This window comes from Embleya sp. NPDC059213 (genome assembly GCF_042754445.1).
In the GTDB taxonomy this organism is placed as follows: Bacteria; Actinomycetota; Actinomycetes; order Streptomycetales; family Streptomycetaceae; genus Embleya.
This window is the reverse complement of sequence record NZ_JBHZAV010000099.1, coordinates 19,624-34,749: the sequence shown is the minus strand read 5'-3', so window position 1 is coordinate 34,749 and position 15,126 is coordinate 19,624. Positions and strand designations below refer to the sequence as shown.

Sequence of the window (15,126 nt, the reverse complement as noted above, 5' to 3'; positions counted from 1 at the left end):
GGGGTCCACCCCGAGCCGCGTTTCGCGTTTTTCGGCCCGTCGCTCAGTACTGGTAGAAGCCGCGACCGGTCTTCTTGCCGAGCAGCCCCGCGTCGACCATCCGCAGCAGCAGCGGCGGCGAGCTGTAGAGCTGCTCCTTGAACTCGTCGTAGAGGCTGTCCGCGACCGCCTTGATCGTGTCCAGACCGATCAGGTCGGTCAGTCGCAGCGGGCCCATCGGGTGCGCGCAGCCGAGCACCATGCCGTTGTCGATGTCCTCCGCGGAGGCGAAGCCGGACTCGAACATCCGGATCGCGGACAGCAGATAGGGCACGAGCAGCGAGTTCACCACGAAACCGGCGCGGTCCTGCGAGCGGATCACCGTCTTGCCGAGCACCTCGCCCGCGAACGCCTCCGCGCGGGCGGCCGTGCTCTCGTCGGTGAGCAGCGAGGGCACCAGTTCGACCAGCTTCTGCACCGGCACCGGGTTGAAGAAGTGGATGCCGATCACCTGCTGCGGCCGGGCGGTGGCCATGCCGAGTTTCATGATCGGGATCGAGGACGTGTTCGACGCCAGGATCGCGTCCTCGCGCACCACCACCTTGTCCAGTGTGGCGAAGATCTGTGTCTTGAGCTCCTCGAGCTCGGCCACGGCCTCGATCACCATGTCCCGGTCGGCGAAGTCGCCCAGGTCGGTGGTGTACGTGATCCGGGCCAGCGCCGCGTCCCGATCGGCCTCGGCGAGCTTGCCCGCCTTCACGCCGCGGTCCATCGACTTGGTCACCCGAGCCCGCCCGGCCTCCGCCGCGGCCGTACTCGTCTCCGCCACCAACACGTCCAGTCCGGCCTTCGCACAGACCTCGACGATCCCGGCCCCCATCAGCCCGGCCCCTACCACCCCTACACGCCGTACATCGGACACCGCGTACTCCTCGCTCCACTTACTGCCGTCGGCCTCCCGGGCATCCTCTCAGGTGTGGGTCACGCCTCGTCGACGCGCTGGACCGGTTGCCCGGTGAGCTTGGCGATGACGTCGAAGTCGCGATCGAGGTGCAACAGGGTCAATCCGTGGTGGCGTGCCGTCACGGCCACCACGAGATCCACCACGCTCGCACTCTCGTGCCGACTCGAATTTCCCGGAGCTCTTTGCAGTTGGGAGGGGTCGGGTCCTTCGGTGGGTGTGCGGGTCCAGGGAGGTGGCCTGGGGTGGTGGGGCTCGTGGTGGTTCGGGGATTCGGCCTTGTGGGTGAGTGTGGTTTCGCTCAGTGGGGGGCTGCCGCCATGTCCGGGAGGGGGTAGGGGAACTTGGCGCCGACCGCGCCGTCGACGGTGAGGGTCTGGCCGCTGACGTAGCGGGACAGGTCGCCGGTCAGGAAGAGGAGGGGGCCGGCGATGTCGGCGGGCAGGGCCACGTCGCGCAGGGGGGCGTTCGCGGCGTTGGCGGCGCGGCCGGGTTCGCCGAGGTAGGCGGAGACGCGCGGGGTCCAGACGACGCCGGGGGCGACCGCGTTGACCCGGACGCCGGCGGGGCCCAGTTCGACCGCGGCGGAGCGGACCAGGGAGATCAGGCCGGCCTTGGCCGCGCCGTAGGCCGCGTGCATCGGGGCGCCGGTCAGGCCGGAGACCGAGGCGACGAAGGTGATCGCGCCGCCGCCGTGCGCGGCCAGGTGCGCGCCGCCCAGTTGCAGGGCGAGCAGGGCGTGCCGGAGCACGATGTCCTGGTGCCAGGTCCAGTCCTCGTCGGTGGTGGAGAGCAGGTCGGCGTACCGGCTCATGCCGATGATGTCGACGATCGCGTGCGCTCGGCCCAGCCGCGCCTCGACGTCGGCCCACAGGCGGGTGACGTCGGCGCGCGAGGTCGCGTCGCCGGACCAGGCGAGGCCGTCGACCTCCGCGGCGATGTCGGCGGCCAGGTCCGGCTCGCGGTCCACCGCGAACACCCGCGCGCCGGACTGGGCGAGGGCGTGCGCGGCCTGGCGACCGATGCCCTGGCCCGCGCCGAGCACGACGACGCCGCGTCCGTCGAGCCGGAGCCGGGCCGGGTAGTCGGGGACGTCGGAGTCGTCGGTTCGGGTCATGGCGCCGACGCTAGGCAGGACCTGACGCAGTGTCAATCATGGTGGGGAGGCCGGCCGGCGCGGAACTGACGGTCTGTCAATCATGCTCCCGGCGTGGCAATGTTTGACCCAAGCAATCAAAAAAGGGGAGTCCGCATGGGCGAGCACATGGGCCACGGCGTCAAGCAGCGCGACCGGGTCCGGATGACCGAGCAGGAGATCGCCGCGTTCCTGGCCGAGCGCCACTCGATGACGATGTCCACGCTCAGCGCCGACGGCAGCATCCACTCGATCGGCATGTGGTACGGCTTCCTGGAGGGCGAGGTCGCCCTGGAGAGCAAGGCCCGCGCGCAGAAGGTGCTCAACGTGCGCCGCAACCCGACCATCACGTGCCTGGTCGAGGCCGGCGAGTACTACGAGGAGTTGCGCGGCGTCTCCATCGTCGGCAAGGCCGAGGTGGTCGAGGAGCCGGAGCGGATCTGGGAGCTGGGGGTGAGCGTGTTCGGCCGCTACGCGGCGCCGTACACCGAGGAGATGCGCCCGGCCGTGGAGATGATGCTGAACAAGCGCGTGGTGATCAAGGTCGTCCCGGACCGGATCGTGTCCTGGGATCACCGCAAGCTCGGCCTGCCGTCCACCCGCCCGAGCTGACGCCCACCCGCCGACCCCGCCGCCGACTGCAGGCGGGTACGGATCTGGCAACGCCGGATCCAGTCAGGTAGCCTGTCCGCTTACTTGATCGAGACAAGTATTGGTGAGGGAGTACACAGTGCCGATCGGATTCGCCACCGAGCACCAGGCGTTCGCGGAATCGGTCGCCGGTTTCGTCGCCCGCCACGCCTCGATCGAGGCCACCCGCGCAGCCGCCGACGAACTCGGCGCCGGCGCCCTCCCCGACTGCTGGGACGCGCTGGTCGGCCAGGGGCTGACCGCCGTGCACCTGCCCGAGGAGCACGGCGGCGCGGGCGCCGGCGTACTCGAACTCGCCGTCGCCTTGGAGGAGGCCGGCCGCGGCCTGCTGCCCGGCCCGTACCTGTCCACCGTGCTGACCGGCACCGTCCTGGCCCGCTGCGCCGGCCCCGAGGTCGGCAAGGCGCTGCTGCCGCGATTCGCCGAGGGGGCCACCGGCGCGGTCGCCGTCGTCCCGAGCCTGACCGCGCACCGCACCGAAGCCGGCTGGCGGATCGACGGCGTCGCCGAACCGGTCCTGGGCGCGGTCGGTGCGACGTATCTGCTGCTCGGGGCGCGGGTCGAGGCCGCCGAACGGGACGAGCAGATCTGGTTCGTGGTCGAGCCCGGCGCCGAGGCGGCCATCGAGATCGTCCCGCTGGACCCGGTCGACCTCGCCCGCGGCGTGGCCCGGGTGCACGCGCACGACCTGGAGCTCCCGGCGTCCCGGGCGCTGACCGGGATCGACGCCGCCATGGTGCGCGACCTGGCCGCCGTGCTCGCCGCCGCCGAGGCGGTCGGCGTGGCCCGCTGGTGCTTCGAGACCGCGCTCGCCTACGTCAAGATCCGCGAGCAGTTCGGCGTCGCGGTCGGCTCGTTCCAGGCGATCAAGCACAAGGCCGCCACGCTGTTCACCAAGCTGCAACTGGCCACGGCTGCGGCCTGGGACGCGGCCCGGGCGGCCGACGACGTGGTCGCCGACGCCGACGAGCAACTGCGTCTGGCCGCCGCCGAGGCCGCCGTGGTCTGCCTGCCGTTGGCTCGCGAGGTGGCCCTGGACTGCATCACCATGCTCGGCGGCATCGGCTTCACCTGGGAACACGACATCCACCTCTACTGGCGCCGCGCGGTCTTCCTGGCCCAGTGGCTGGGCCCGGTGGGGGAGTGGACCGCACACCTGGGCCGCGCCGCGCTGGCGAGCGTCGGCGGCGGCCCCACCCGGCGCTTCGACCTCGAACTCGACGAGGGCGACATCGCCGCCTTCCGGGCCGAGGTGGCCGCGCACCTGGCCGAGGCGAACACCCTCGCCGAGCCCGCCCGCCGGCGGCGGCTGGCCGAACTCGGCTACGTCTCCCCGCACTACCCCGAGCCGTACGGCATCGCCGCGAACCCGGCCCGGCAGGTGGTCATCCAGCAGGAGTTCGCCCGGATCGGGCTGACCCAACCCAGCACCATCATCGGCGAGTTCGCGCTGCCGACGATCATGGCGCACGGCACCGACGCCCAGCGCGACGCCTACGTGCCGGCCACGCTGCGCGGCGAGATCGTCTGGTGCCAGTTGTTCAGCGAGCCGGGCGCGGGCTCCGACCTGGCGTCGCTGAGCACCCGGGCGACCCGGGTCGACGGCGGCTGGCGGCTGAACGGCCAGAAGGTGTGGAACTCCAAGGCGCACGAGGCCCACTTCGGCATCTGCCTGGCCCGTACCGACCCGGACGCGGCCAAGCACAAGGGCATCACCTACTTCATCGTGGACATGGCCACGCCCGGCATCGACGTGCGTCCGCTCAAGCAGTCCAACGGCCAGTCCGAGTTCAACGAGGTCTACCTCGACGACGTGTTCGTCGCCGACGACCAGGTGGTCGGCGAGGTGCACGCGGGCTGGCGGATCGCCCGCACCACGCTGGCCAACGAGCGGGTGATGATCGCCGGCGGCCCGGGCATGCAGGCGTTCGGCAAGCTGCTCGACGACATCGGCGAGACCGGCGCCGCGGACACCTCGCTCGCGAGTCGACTGGGCGCCTTCGCGGCCGAGCACTTCGCGCTGCGTGCGCTGACCCTGCGCTCGACGCTCCAGCAGTTGTCCGGGCTCAACCCGGGCGCCGCCTCCAGCGTGCTCAAGCTCGCGGTCACCGAACACCAGCGGGCCGTGGTCACCGCGCGGCTGGACCGGATCGGCGCGGCCGGCACCCACCACGCCGACCTCGGCGGCGAACTGCTCACCGCCTACCTCTCGCTGCCGGCGGTCCTGCTCGGCGGCGGCACCCGGGAGATCCAGCTCAACGTCGTCGCCGAACGCATCCTGGGCCTGCCCAGGGGCTGACCGGCGGGGCTCGCCCGGGCCGGGTCCGGGCCCGGCGTTCGGCTTTCCGTCCCGGCAACCGGCGATCGACCACCGGCTGTCAGTGCTTTCCACGGCTACCAGGGAGACCACGTGCACATCGCCTACACACCCGAGCAGGAGGACCTGCGGCGGGAACTGCGCGAGTACTTCGCGCGGATCATGACGCCCGAGATCCGGGCCGAGCAGGCCGCGGGCGAGACCAGCCTGATGGGCAAGGACGGCGCGTACTGCCGCGTCGTCAAGCAGATGGGCAAGGACGGCTGGCTGGGCATCGGCTGGCCCAAGGAGTACGGCGGCCAGGACCGTTCGATGCTGGAACAGCTCATCTTCACCGACGAGGCCACCCTGGCCGGCGCGGCGGTGCCGTTCCTGACCATCAACACCGTCGGCCCCACGCTGATGGAGTACGGCACGCAGGAGCAGCGCGACTTCTTCCTGCCGAAGATCCTCGCCGGCGACATGCACTTCTCGATCGGCTACTCCGAGCCGGGCGCGGGCACCGACCTGGCCGCGCTGACCACCAAGGCGGTCCGGGACGGCGACGACTGGATCATCAACGGCCAGAAGATGTGGACCTCGCTGATCCACGTCGCGGACTACGTCTGGCTGGCCGCGCGCACCGACCCGGACGCGCCGCGGCACAAGGGCCTGACCATGTTCCTGGTGCCCACGAACGCCGAGGGTTTCTCCTGGACCCCGATCAAGACCATGGGCGGCCAGACCACGTCGCAGACGTTCTACGAGAACGTGCGGGTGCCCGCCTCCGCGATGGTCGGCGAGCTCAACGGCGGCTGGAAGCTGATCACCGGTCAGCTCAACCGCGAGCGGGTGGCGCTGTGTTCGGCCGCGGGCATCCAGCTCGCGCTGCACGAGACCCGGCGCTGGGCCGAGCGGGCGCTGCTGCCGGACGGCTCGCGGGTGATCGACCGCGAGCACGTGCAGGCCAACCTCGGCCGGGTGCACGCCAAGGTCGAGTTCCTCAAGCTGGTCAACTGGAAGATCGCCTGGTCGGTCGACCACGGCACCAAGGTCGGCCCGGCCGACGCCTCGGCGACCAAGATCTTCGGCACCGAATTCGCCACCGAGGCATACCGGTTGTTGATGGAGTGCATGGGCGAGGACGCCTACCTCCAGCAGGACTCGCCCGGTGCGGTGTTGCGCGGCCGGCTGGAGAAGATGCACCGCACGGCGCTGATCCTCACCTTCGGTGGCGGCACCAACGAGGTACAGCGCGACATGATCGCGATGCTGGGCCTCGGCCTGCCGCGACCGCCCCGCTGACCCGCCGTCACCACGCTGACAAGGACAGGTGAAATGGACTTCGGTTACACGGAAGAACAGCAGGACCTGGTGGGCCTGGCGGGGCGGATCCTCGGCGAGCGGGTCACCCACGAGGCGCTCACGGCGCTGGACAAGCGGGTCGAGCAGGACGGCGAACCGCGCCTGGACCGCGACCTGTGGGCGGAGTTGGCCAAGGCCAACCTGCTCGGGATCGGCCTGCCGGAGGAGTTCGGCGGCTCGGGCTACGGCGTCTTCGAGCAGTGCCTGATCCTGGAGCAGGTCGGCCGCACCCTGGCGCCGGTGCCGTTCGGGCCCTCGATCGCGGTCGCCGCCTCGATGCTGAACCGGTTGGGCACCGACGAGCAGAAGGCGGCCTGGCTGCCGGGCGCCGTGGACGGTACGAAGATCCTGACCTACGCGCTCGCCGAGCCGTTCGGTCGGGACGGCGCCACGCCCGCCACCACGGCGGTGCACACGGACGGGGTCTGGTACCTGGACGGGGTCAAGACCGGGGTGCCGGTGGCGACCGTGGCGGACCTGCTGCTGGTGTCCGCGGACGTGGCGGGGCACGGCGGCGTGTTCCTGGTCGACCCCAAGGCCGCCGGTGTCCGGGTCGAGGCCCAGCTCACCACCGCCAAGGAGATCGCCGGCCTGGTCACCCTGGAGCACGCCGCGGGCATCCCGCTCGGCGGCCCCGACGCGGCCCGCGAGCTGCGCGACCGGGCCACCCTGGCGCTGTGCGCGACCCAGCTCGGGGTGACCGAGAAGGCGATGCGCGAGAGCGCGAAGTACGCGAGCGAGCGGGTGCAGTTCAAGCGCCCGATCGGTTCCTTCCAGGCGGTGGGGCATCGCCTCGCCGACGCCTACATCGACGTCGAGGGCATCCGGCTGACCACGTGGCAGGCCGCGTGGCAGGAGGCCGAGGGGCTGGACGCGGCCGAGGCGATCGCGACCGCGAAGTTCTGGGCGGCCGACGGCGGACACCGCGTCGCGCACGCGGCCGTCCACGTGCACGGCGGCATGGGCGTGGCCGAGGAGCACTTCGTGCACCGTTACTTCAACCACGCCAAGCAGATCGAACTCTCGCTCGGCGGCGCGACCGAGCAGGCGCTGCGGATCGGCGCCGGCTTCGCCGCCACGGCCGCGGGCGAGTTCGCCTGAACCGGCCCATCCGAGCCCGCCCTCGGCCCGGCCGTACCGGCGCCGTACCCCTGTGATTCCTGGAGACGAACAGACATGAGCGAACCCCACGCCCTGGTCGAACGGGACGGCCACGTCCTGATCATCACGATGAACCGGCCCGAGGCCCGCAACGCGGTCACCGGCGAGATGATCGAGATCCTGGAGGCCGCCTGGGACGAGGTCAACGACAACCCGGAGATCCGGGTCGCCATCCTCACCGGAGCCGGCGGCGCGTTCTGCGCGGGTGCCGATCTGAAGGCGATGAGCCGGCGCGCGCCGGGCGACGCGTTCAAGGGCGGCGACGGCAAGCCGGGCATGGACATGTCCGTGATGAAGTGGTGTCTCAAGGGCTTCACCCTCACCAAGCCCTTGATCGCCGCGATCGAGGGGCCCGCCATCGCCGGCGGCACCGAGATCCTTCAGGCCACCGACATCCGGGTGGCCGGCGAGTCGGCGCGCTTCGGCGTATCCGAGGTCCGCTGGGGCCTGTTCCCGCTCGGCGGGTCGGCGGTGCGCCTGCGCCGTCAGATTCCGTACACTGTCGCCGCCGACCTGCTGCTGACGGGCCGCCACATCAAGGCGCCCGAAGCCAAGGAGCTCGGTTTGATCGGGCACGTCGTGCCGGATGGCGGCGCACTGGAGAAGGCGAAGGAGATCGCCCACCAGATCGCGGCCAACGGTCCGATCGCGGTTCAGGCGGTCCTGCGCGTTCTGCGTGAAACCGACCAGTTGACCGAGGAAGATGCGTTCAAGCTGGAGTCGCAGATCGGCATGCGGGTGTTCATGAGCGACGACGCGAAGATCGGTCCGCGAGCCTTCGCGGAGAAGAAGACCCCGGAGTTCAAGGGCACCTGATGTGCCATCGGAAGACTTCGGCATGAAACGGGCCCGCCGGGTCAGGGACGGCAATCCCCCGGCGGGTCCTCATCATGTCGACGCACGAGTGGTCATCGGGGTTGCGTCGGATGCCGGGGCAATCTCGGCGCCGACGCCGGTACCCGCCGGGCCCGGACCTCGCCGACGAGCTCGATCGAGGCCAACACGCCGAGCACGATCCACAGGGTGAGGATCAGCTTCCCGTTGGTCAGCGACGCACACGACCAGCCGGTCAGGGCGGCGAACAGCCAAAACGCCGCGATGTAGAGGCCGGGAGTGTCGCGGCGGCGCAGGAACGCGACCAAAAAGAGCAGTGCGAGCAGCACGAACGGCGCGATCGCGGCGAACTCCTGGCTGCCGAGATCGCGCGCGCTCCAGTAGTCGGAGTCGCCGTAGGCGGAGAACGCCTGCCGTCGATGGCTGTGGTAGGGCGGCGCGAACAGGGCCGCGGCCAACACGGCGAGCGGCCCCCACACCAGCACCACCGCCAGTCGCGCCGACCACGGCAGCGCGGCGGCGGCGAGCACGGCGGCGGCCAGGCACAGGTAATTGAAGCCCTTGAACCCCTCCGGGGTCACGCTCAGCCACGTGCCCGCGAGCAACGCGCCACCGGCCACCGCGAGCAGGCCGTCGCCGCTGAGCCGGAACCGGATCGCCCACGGGCCGCCGGCGGAGCGCAGTGGCGCCGAGCCGGCGGAGGGGGCGAGGCCCGGCATCCGGGGTGGCTCCGGTGCGGGCGGACCCTGCGTGGGCGGGGCCGGGGCGGGCGGCCGGTGGCCGGCGGTGTCCGGGATCGGCGCGGGTTCGGCCGGTCGCCTCGCCTGGTGGGCCGCGTTCGGGTTGCGGGCGGTGTCGGGGGCGGGCGCGCTCGCGGTGGATCGGGCCCGGATCTCCTCCAGCGCGCCCAGCAACCGACTCGCGGTCGGAAAGCGGTCGTCGGGGTGCTTGGCGAGCAGGCGCAACACCAGCGCGTCCAAGTCCTCGGGCACCTGCGGGCGCATCGCGGACGGCGGGGTCGGCGGCTTCGACAGGTGCTGGTGCATCACCGCGAACGGCGAGTCGGCCAGGAACGGCGGCCGTCCGGTGAGCAGTTCGTAGATCAACGCACCCAGCGAGTACAGATCGGTGCGGGCGTCCACGTCCCGGCCCTCGATCTGCTCCGGGGACAGGTAGGCGGGGGTGCCCACGGTCATCCCGGTCGCGGTGAGCCGGGTCGTGGTCTCCGCGAGCACCTTGGCGATGCCGAAGTCGAGCACCTTCACGCCGCCGGACGAGGTCAGCATGATGTTGGCCGGTTTGAGGTCGCGGTGCACGACGCCGTGGCCGTGGCTGTGCACCAGCGCGTCCGCGACGTCCCGGGCGATCGACACGGTGCGGTTGATCGGCAGCGGGCCCTCGTGCAGCGCCTCGGCGAGCGTGCGACCGTCGACGAACTCCAGCACCAGGAACGGCGTCGGCTCGCCGTCGGTGGTGTCCTCGCCGACGTCGTACAACGTCGCCACGCCCGGGTGCGAGAGCGCGGCGACGGTGCGGGCCTCGCGCCGGAACCGGTCCCGGAACTCCTGTTGCCGGGTCAGCTCGGCGGGCAACACCTTGACCGCGACGGTGCGGCCCAGTTCGCGGTCGACACCGCGCCAGACCACGCCCATGCCGCCGTGGCCGACGGACTGGGCCAGTTCGTACCGTCCCCCCAGAACGCGCATGTCTCCCCCGGAACTCGGTGCGTGCCGTGCCTGGACGCGCGGGTCTTCGTGAGCGTGCGGGTGTCCGGGCCGGCCCGGCCGCGCGATGCGGCGGCGCCGGCGATTCGGGACTTTCGTGGCGAGAAAGTACCGCTTGGGAGGGGAGCCCGGACAGGGCTTTGCCGGATCATCGCGAAGCTATTCTTTTGATCGAGTCAAGGGTAAGTTGACCCGACCCTGCTTCGCCCCGGATCGGATCCGTGCCTGGGATCCCGCTTCGGAGGCACCCGTACATCCGCCGTGGGAGCCGACCATGACGCCCGTCAGCCCGTCGTTCAACCTCGCCGACCTCTTCGAGGTCGTGGTGGACGCGATTCCCGACCGCACCGCGCTGATCGCGGGCGAGGTGCGCACGACCTATCGCGGCCTCGACGCGCGGGCCAACCGGGTCGCCCACCACCTGATCGAGGCCGGGATCGAGCCCGGCGACTTCGTCGGGATCCACGCGTGGAACCGCGCCGAGTGGGTCGAGGCGATGATCGGGTGCTACAAGGCGCGGGCCGTGCCGATCAACATCAACTACCGCTATGTCGAGGCGGAGTTGCGCTACCTGTACGAGAACTCGGGCATGGTCGCGGTGATCGCGGAGCGATCCTTCGCGGGTGCGACGCGGGCGATCCGGGCCGACTTCCCGGCGCTGCGCCACGTGGTGATCCTGGAGGACGGCTCGACCGAGTCGATCGAGGGCATGGTGGCCTACGAGGACGCGCTCGCGGCGGCCTCGCCGGAACGCGGCTTCGGCGCGCGCAGCGAGGACGACCTGTACGGCCTGTACACGGGCGGGACCACCGGCATGCCCAAGTGTGTGCTGTGGCGCGGCGAGGACATCTTCTTCGCGGCCCTGCAGGCCGGTCGCGGTGCTCGGCCCAAGCTGCGCACGCCGGACGAACTCGGCGACACGGTTCGGGAGTCGGCCGGGATGACCACGCTTGGTCTGGCGCCGATGATGCACGGCGGCGGGCAGTGGTCGATGTGGAACACCTTCTACATGGGCAACACCTACCTGATGTGGACCGGGCGCAGCTTCGACGCCGACACCGTGATGGCGCTCGCGGCCCGGGAGCGGGCGCTGTCGATGTCGGTGGTCGGCGACGGCATGGGCAGGCCGCTGGCGGACTGGCTCGCGGCCAATCCGGACACCTACGACCTGTCCGCGCTCAAGGCGATCAGCAACGGCGGGGCGCCGATGAGCACGGCGGTGCGCACCGCTCTGGAGCAGGCCGGCGTCTTCGTGATCGACAGCTTCGGCGCGTCCGAGACGGGCGCCGCGGCACGGCAGACCGGCGGACCGGGCAGCGCGACGCGGTTCGCCTCGTCGGCGACCACGACGGTGCTCGACGATCGCCTGGTGCCGGTCGAGCCGGGCTCCGGCGACGTCGGCCGACTGGCCGTCAGCGGGCACATCCCGCTGGGCTATCACGGCGACGACGAGAAGACCCGGGCCACCTTCGTCAAGGACGCGGACGGACGCCGTTGGGTGTTGCCGGGCGACTTCGCGCAACTGGAGAAGGACGGCGGCATCATCCTGCTCGGGCGCGGCAGCGCGACCATCAACACCGGCGGCGAGAAGGTCTATCCGGACGAGGTGGAGGGCGCGCTCAAGACGCACGCGGACGTGTTCGACGCGGTCGTGGTCGGCGTCCCGGACCCGCGCTTCGGCCAGGCGGTCACCGCGCTCGTGGTGCTGCGCGCGGGTGCCGCGCCGGCGGCGGAGGCGATCACCGCCCACGCCCGGACCATGATCGCGGGCTACAAGACGCCCAAGCGCATCCACTTCGTCGAGTCGATCCCGCGCACGGCGGCGGGCAAGGTGGACCTGCGGGCGGCCAAGGCGCGCGCCGAGGAGCTGTCCGGGTAGTCGGGTGCCGCGGCGGATCCGGCGGGCCGGGGCTCAGCTCAGCACTTCGGTCAGGGTGTGGATCAGCAGGCCGACCAGAGCGCCGACGACGGTGCCGTTGATCCGGATGAACTGGAGGTCGCGCCCGACGTTGATCTCGATCTTGCGGCTGGTCTCCTTGGGATCCCAGGCGCCGACGGTGTCGGTGATCAGCGCGGTGATCTCGTCGCGGTAGGTGGTCACCACGTAGACGGCGGCCTGCTCGATCCATCGATCCGCCTTGCCCCGCACGCGCGGGTCCTCGGCCAGCCGGCCGGCCAGTGAACGCACGGCGGTGGTGACCCGGTTGCGCAGTTCGCTGTCCGGGTCCTCGGTGGCCTCGACCAGCATCGTCCGGGCGGCGCTCCACACCGACGCGATCAGCTCCTGGACCGCCGGGTGCGCGATGGTGCGGTCCCGCAGCCGCTCTATCTGGGCGATCATCGCCGGATCGTGCTGGAGGTCGCGGGCCACCTCGGCGAGGAAGTTGTCCACCGCGAGTCGGGCCGGGTGGCCCGGGTCGTCGCGCACCGCGCCCGCGAACCGGACCAGTTCGCGGTGCACCTTGTTGGCGATCTGCCGGTCCAGGAAGCGCGGCGACCAGCCGGGGGACTCCTCGTTGACCACCCGCAGCACCGACTCGCGATGTTGCTCCAGCCAGTCGTGCGCCTTCGTCGCGACCAGGTCGACCAGGCCCCGATGCGCGCCGTCGCGCACCAGCCGGTCGAGCAGTTCGCCGATCGGCTGGGCCACCGCCTGGGCGGAGACCCGACGGGTGATCGCCTGGCCGAACACGCTCTGCACGTCCTCGTCGCGCAGCACGGTCAACGCCGCGCGGGCCAGCGCGCCCAGTTGGTCGGTGACCCGCTCGGCGTGCCCGGGGGCGGCCAGCCAGGTGCCGGCGCGGCGGGAGACCTCCATCCGGCTCAGTCGTTGCCGCACCACCGCGTCGGAGAGGAAGTTCTCCCCGACGAACTCGCCGAGATTGCGGCCCAGCGCGTCCTTGCGGGTCGGAATGATCGCGGTGTGCGGAATCGGCAGCCCCAGCGGCCGGCGGAACAACGCGGTCACCGCGAACCAGTCGGCCATCGCACCGACCATCCCGGCCTCCGCCGCCGCCTGCACATATCCGGCCCAGGCCCCGGCCCCACGCGCCTCGGCCCAGCGCGCGAGCACGTACAACACGATCGCGAACACCAGGAACCCGGTGGCGATCACCTTCATCCGCCGCACCCCATGCAGCTTCGTCAACTCCGCCGCGGTACGCACCACACCCCCCGGTCCCGAACGAGACGAAGCCACGGACTCGGATTCGGCAAGATCTTCCATGACCGTCATTCTGATGATCTGCCCACACGGGACGCGCACACGACACCGGATCGGCGCTGTGTGCTTTCCGCCGCCCCGGGTTCGGCACGGGTCGGGGTCACAGGGTGTACAGGCCCTTGGCGAGGGTGACGGCGCCGCCGGCCAGGGCCAGCCATTGCACGGCGCGTTTGGCTTGGCGTTCGGGGGTGTGGGCGGCGAGGACCCGGCCGAGCGCGGCGCCGGCGAGCAGGGCTGTGCCGATGCCGGTCCAGGCCGGGGCGCTCAGGTGTGGGGGCGACTTGGCGGCGAGCGAGAAGGCGTTCACCACGACGCCGTAGAACTGGGCGTTGGGCACGAACTCGGCGACGGTCCAACCCGCGTTGAGTGCGTACAGGGACACCGCGGGGCCACCGACGCCGGCCGAGGAGTTCATGAAGCCGCTTGCGGCGCCGGCCACCACGGCGCCCCTGCGGGCGCGCAGGGCGGGTATTCGCACGCCGAGCATGACCGAGCCGACGGCCACGCACACCGCCGCGCCGATGCCCGCGAGCAGCCACGGCTCGGGCAGCCGGGCGGCCACCCACGAGCCGAGCGGTACGGTGCACGCCGCCGCGACCACCAGCGGCACCATCGCGGCGAGCCGGACCCGGCGCCACGAGGCGGCCAGCCCGATCGCGCTGATCACGCCCGCGCCGCCGTTGCACAACACCACGCCCTGGGCCGGGCCGAGCAACAGCACCAGACCGGGCGCCGCGACCAGCGCGAAGCCCATGCCGGTGAGGCGTTGCACCGACGCGCCCAGGAGCACGATCCCGCCCAGGAGCAGGGCGAGGGACCAGGCAGCGGACACGGGCGATCCTCGGGTCGGAGACATCTGACGACCCGACAGCTATACCGGAGATCGTCGCTCGGCGCCGTCGCGGGCGGTCTGGGTGCGACTCGGGGTGGGTCAGCCGTGTGCCGGGGTGGCCAGGATGCCGTTGAGCAGGACTTCGATGCCCCACGCGTCGCGTTCGTCGCCGGAGCCGGCCGTCAACGTGTCGCGCATCGAGACCAGGTGCGGGTAGTCCGCCGCGGACAACCGCCCGAACGTCTCGTCCATCGCCGCGACCGCGCTCTCCTCGCTCTGCCCCTCGCCGGCCTTGTCGGCGTACGCCGATTCCTCGACCGCCGCCGCGGTGATGTGCAGGTTGATCAGATCCAGGGCCAGTGAGCGGGTCGGGTCGTCGATGCCCGCGCCGGCCAGCAGCCCCAGGATGGCCTCGGCCAGCGCGAGCGCGTTGGGGCCGGTCGGTACGTCGCCCAGGGCCACGCCGGCGATCTTGCGATGTGCGCCCAGCACGGTGATCGCCGTGCGGATCAGCGTGCGCAGCTCGGCGCGCCAGTGCGGGAACGGCTCGCCGACCGCGGCCACCGTCGGCAGCGCGATCTCGCCGAGCACCCGGTCGTAGACCAACGCGAGCAGCTCGTCGCGGTTGGCCACGTACACGTAGAGCGAGGCGGCGCCGGTGTCCAGCGCCTGCGCGACCCGGCGCATGGTCACCGCCTCCAGGCCGTCCGCGTCCAGGATCGCCAGCGCGGCGGAGACCAGCGCGTCCGCGCTGAGTGCGGCCTTGGCCGGTCGGGTCCGCCGACTGACCGGCGTAGCGGGGGTGGACGGTCGCGGTTCGCCGGGTGATTTCGCCATGCCCCGAGTATACGCGTTGACGGAACGCTGTTCGCTACGTACATTGTTCGTAACGAACGATGTTCGTAACGAACATGGCTCGCCGAACGCACTCGCACCTCACCGCGCCGCACCGCGCTGCATCGCAC

General features: G+C 71.5%; 13 protein-coding genes. 6 read left to right on the top strand and 7 right to left on the bottom strand.

Annotated elements, in window-relative coordinates:
• Positions 1-43: 43 nt before the first annotated feature.
• From ACFXMF_RS30150 to ACFXMF_RS30140, 3 genes are all read right to left on the bottom strand, one after another.
• Positions 44-901 carry a 3-hydroxybutyryl-CoA dehydrogenase gene (locus ACFXMF_RS30150; RefSeq protein ID WP_379989222.1) on the bottom strand — a complete coding sequence of 286 codons (858 nt, stop codon included), beginning with the start codon at positions 899-901 and terminating at the stop codon, positions 44-46.
• Positions 902-960: 59 nt separating this feature from the next.
• The gene (locus tag ACFXMF_RS30145) at positions 961-1,086 is read right to left on the bottom strand and encodes a hypothetical protein (protein WP_360309309.1); all 126 of its coding nucleotides are present in this window, start codon (positions 1,084-1,086) and stop codon (positions 961-963) included.
• Between the two features lie 155 nt (positions 1,087-1,241).
• Positions 1,242-2,057 carry an SDR family oxidoreductase gene (locus tag ACFXMF_RS30140; protein WP_360309311.1) on the bottom strand — a complete coding sequence of 272 codons (816 nt, stop codon included), beginning with the start codon at positions 2,055-2,057 and terminating at the stop codon, positions 1,242-1,244.
• A 135-nt stretch (positions 2,058-2,192) separates the two neighbouring features.
• On the opposite strand from ACFXMF_RS30140, the gene ACFXMF_RS30135 reads away from it, so the two are divergent.
• From ACFXMF_RS30135 to ACFXMF_RS30115, 5 genes are all read left to right on the top strand, one after another.
• Positions 2,193-2,687 carry a pyridoxamine 5'-phosphate oxidase family protein gene (locus ACFXMF_RS30135; protein WP_360309313.1) on the top strand — a complete coding sequence of 165 codons (495 nt, stop codon included), beginning with the start codon at positions 2,193-2,195 and terminating at the stop codon, positions 2,685-2,687.
• A gap of 118 nt (positions 2,688-2,805) precedes the next feature.
• A complete protein-coding gene (locus ACFXMF_RS30130) occupies positions 2,806-5,025 on the top strand; it encodes an acyl-CoA dehydrogenase (RefSeq protein ID WP_379989223.1) in 2,220 nt (739 codons plus the stop codon).
• A 111-nt stretch (positions 5,026-5,136) separates the two neighbouring features.
• Entirely contained in the window at positions 5,137-6,327 is a 1,191-nt protein-coding gene (locus tag ACFXMF_RS30125) for an acyl-CoA dehydrogenase family protein (RefSeq protein ID WP_360309317.1), read from the top strand.
• A 33-nt stretch (positions 6,328-6,360) separates the two neighbouring features.
• Entirely contained in the window at positions 6,361-7,488 is a 1,128-nt protein-coding gene (locus ACFXMF_RS30120; RefSeq protein WP_379989224.1) for an acyl-CoA dehydrogenase family protein, read from the top strand.
• A gap of 75 nt (positions 7,489-7,563) precedes the next feature.
• A complete protein-coding gene (locus tag ACFXMF_RS30115) occupies positions 7,564-8,364 on the top strand; it encodes a crotonase/enoyl-CoA hydratase family protein (protein WP_379989226.1) in 801 nt (266 codons plus the stop codon).
• 92 nt (positions 8,365-8,456) lie between these two features.
• On the opposite strand, the gene ACFXMF_RS30110 is transcribed toward ACFXMF_RS30115, so the two are convergent.
• Positions 8,457-10,088: a protein kinase gene (locus ACFXMF_RS30110; protein WP_379989227.1), complete on the bottom strand. Its 1,632-nt coding sequence runs from the start codon at positions 10,086-10,088 to the stop codon at positions 8,457-8,459.
• A gap of 292 nt (positions 10,089-10,380) precedes the next feature.
• Between ACFXMF_RS30110 and ACFXMF_RS30105 the strand changes: the two genes are divergently transcribed.
• Positions 10,381-11,985: an acyl-CoA synthetase gene (locus tag ACFXMF_RS30105; RefSeq protein ID WP_360309325.1), complete on the top strand. Its 1,605-nt coding sequence runs from the start codon at positions 10,381-10,383 to the stop codon at positions 11,983-11,985.
• A 33-nt stretch (positions 11,986-12,018) separates the two neighbouring features.
• Here ACFXMF_RS30105 and ACFXMF_RS30100 read toward each other — a convergent pair whose 3' ends face one another.
• The 3 genes from ACFXMF_RS30100 to ACFXMF_RS30090 all read right to left on the bottom strand — a co-directional run bounded on the left by ACFXMF_RS30100 (position 12,019) and on the right by ACFXMF_RS30090 (position 14,998).
• On the bottom strand, positions 12,019-13,332 hold the full coding sequence (locus tag ACFXMF_RS30100) for a DUF445 domain-containing protein (protein WP_379989229.1): 1,314 nt from the start codon (positions 13,330-13,332) through the stop codon (positions 12,019-12,021).
• 97 nt (positions 13,333-13,429) lie between these two features.
• Positions 13,430-14,185, bottom strand: coding sequence for a sulfite exporter TauE/SafE family protein (locus ACFXMF_RS30095; protein WP_379989230.1), 756 nt, complete (start codon positions 14,183-14,185; stop codon positions 13,430-13,432).
• Between the two features lie 75 nt (positions 14,186-14,260).
• A complete protein-coding gene (locus tag ACFXMF_RS30090) occupies positions 14,261-14,998 on the bottom strand; it encodes a TetR/AcrR family transcriptional regulator (RefSeq protein ID WP_360309329.1) in 738 nt (245 codons plus the stop codon).
• Positions 14,999-15,126 lie beyond the last annotated feature (128 nt).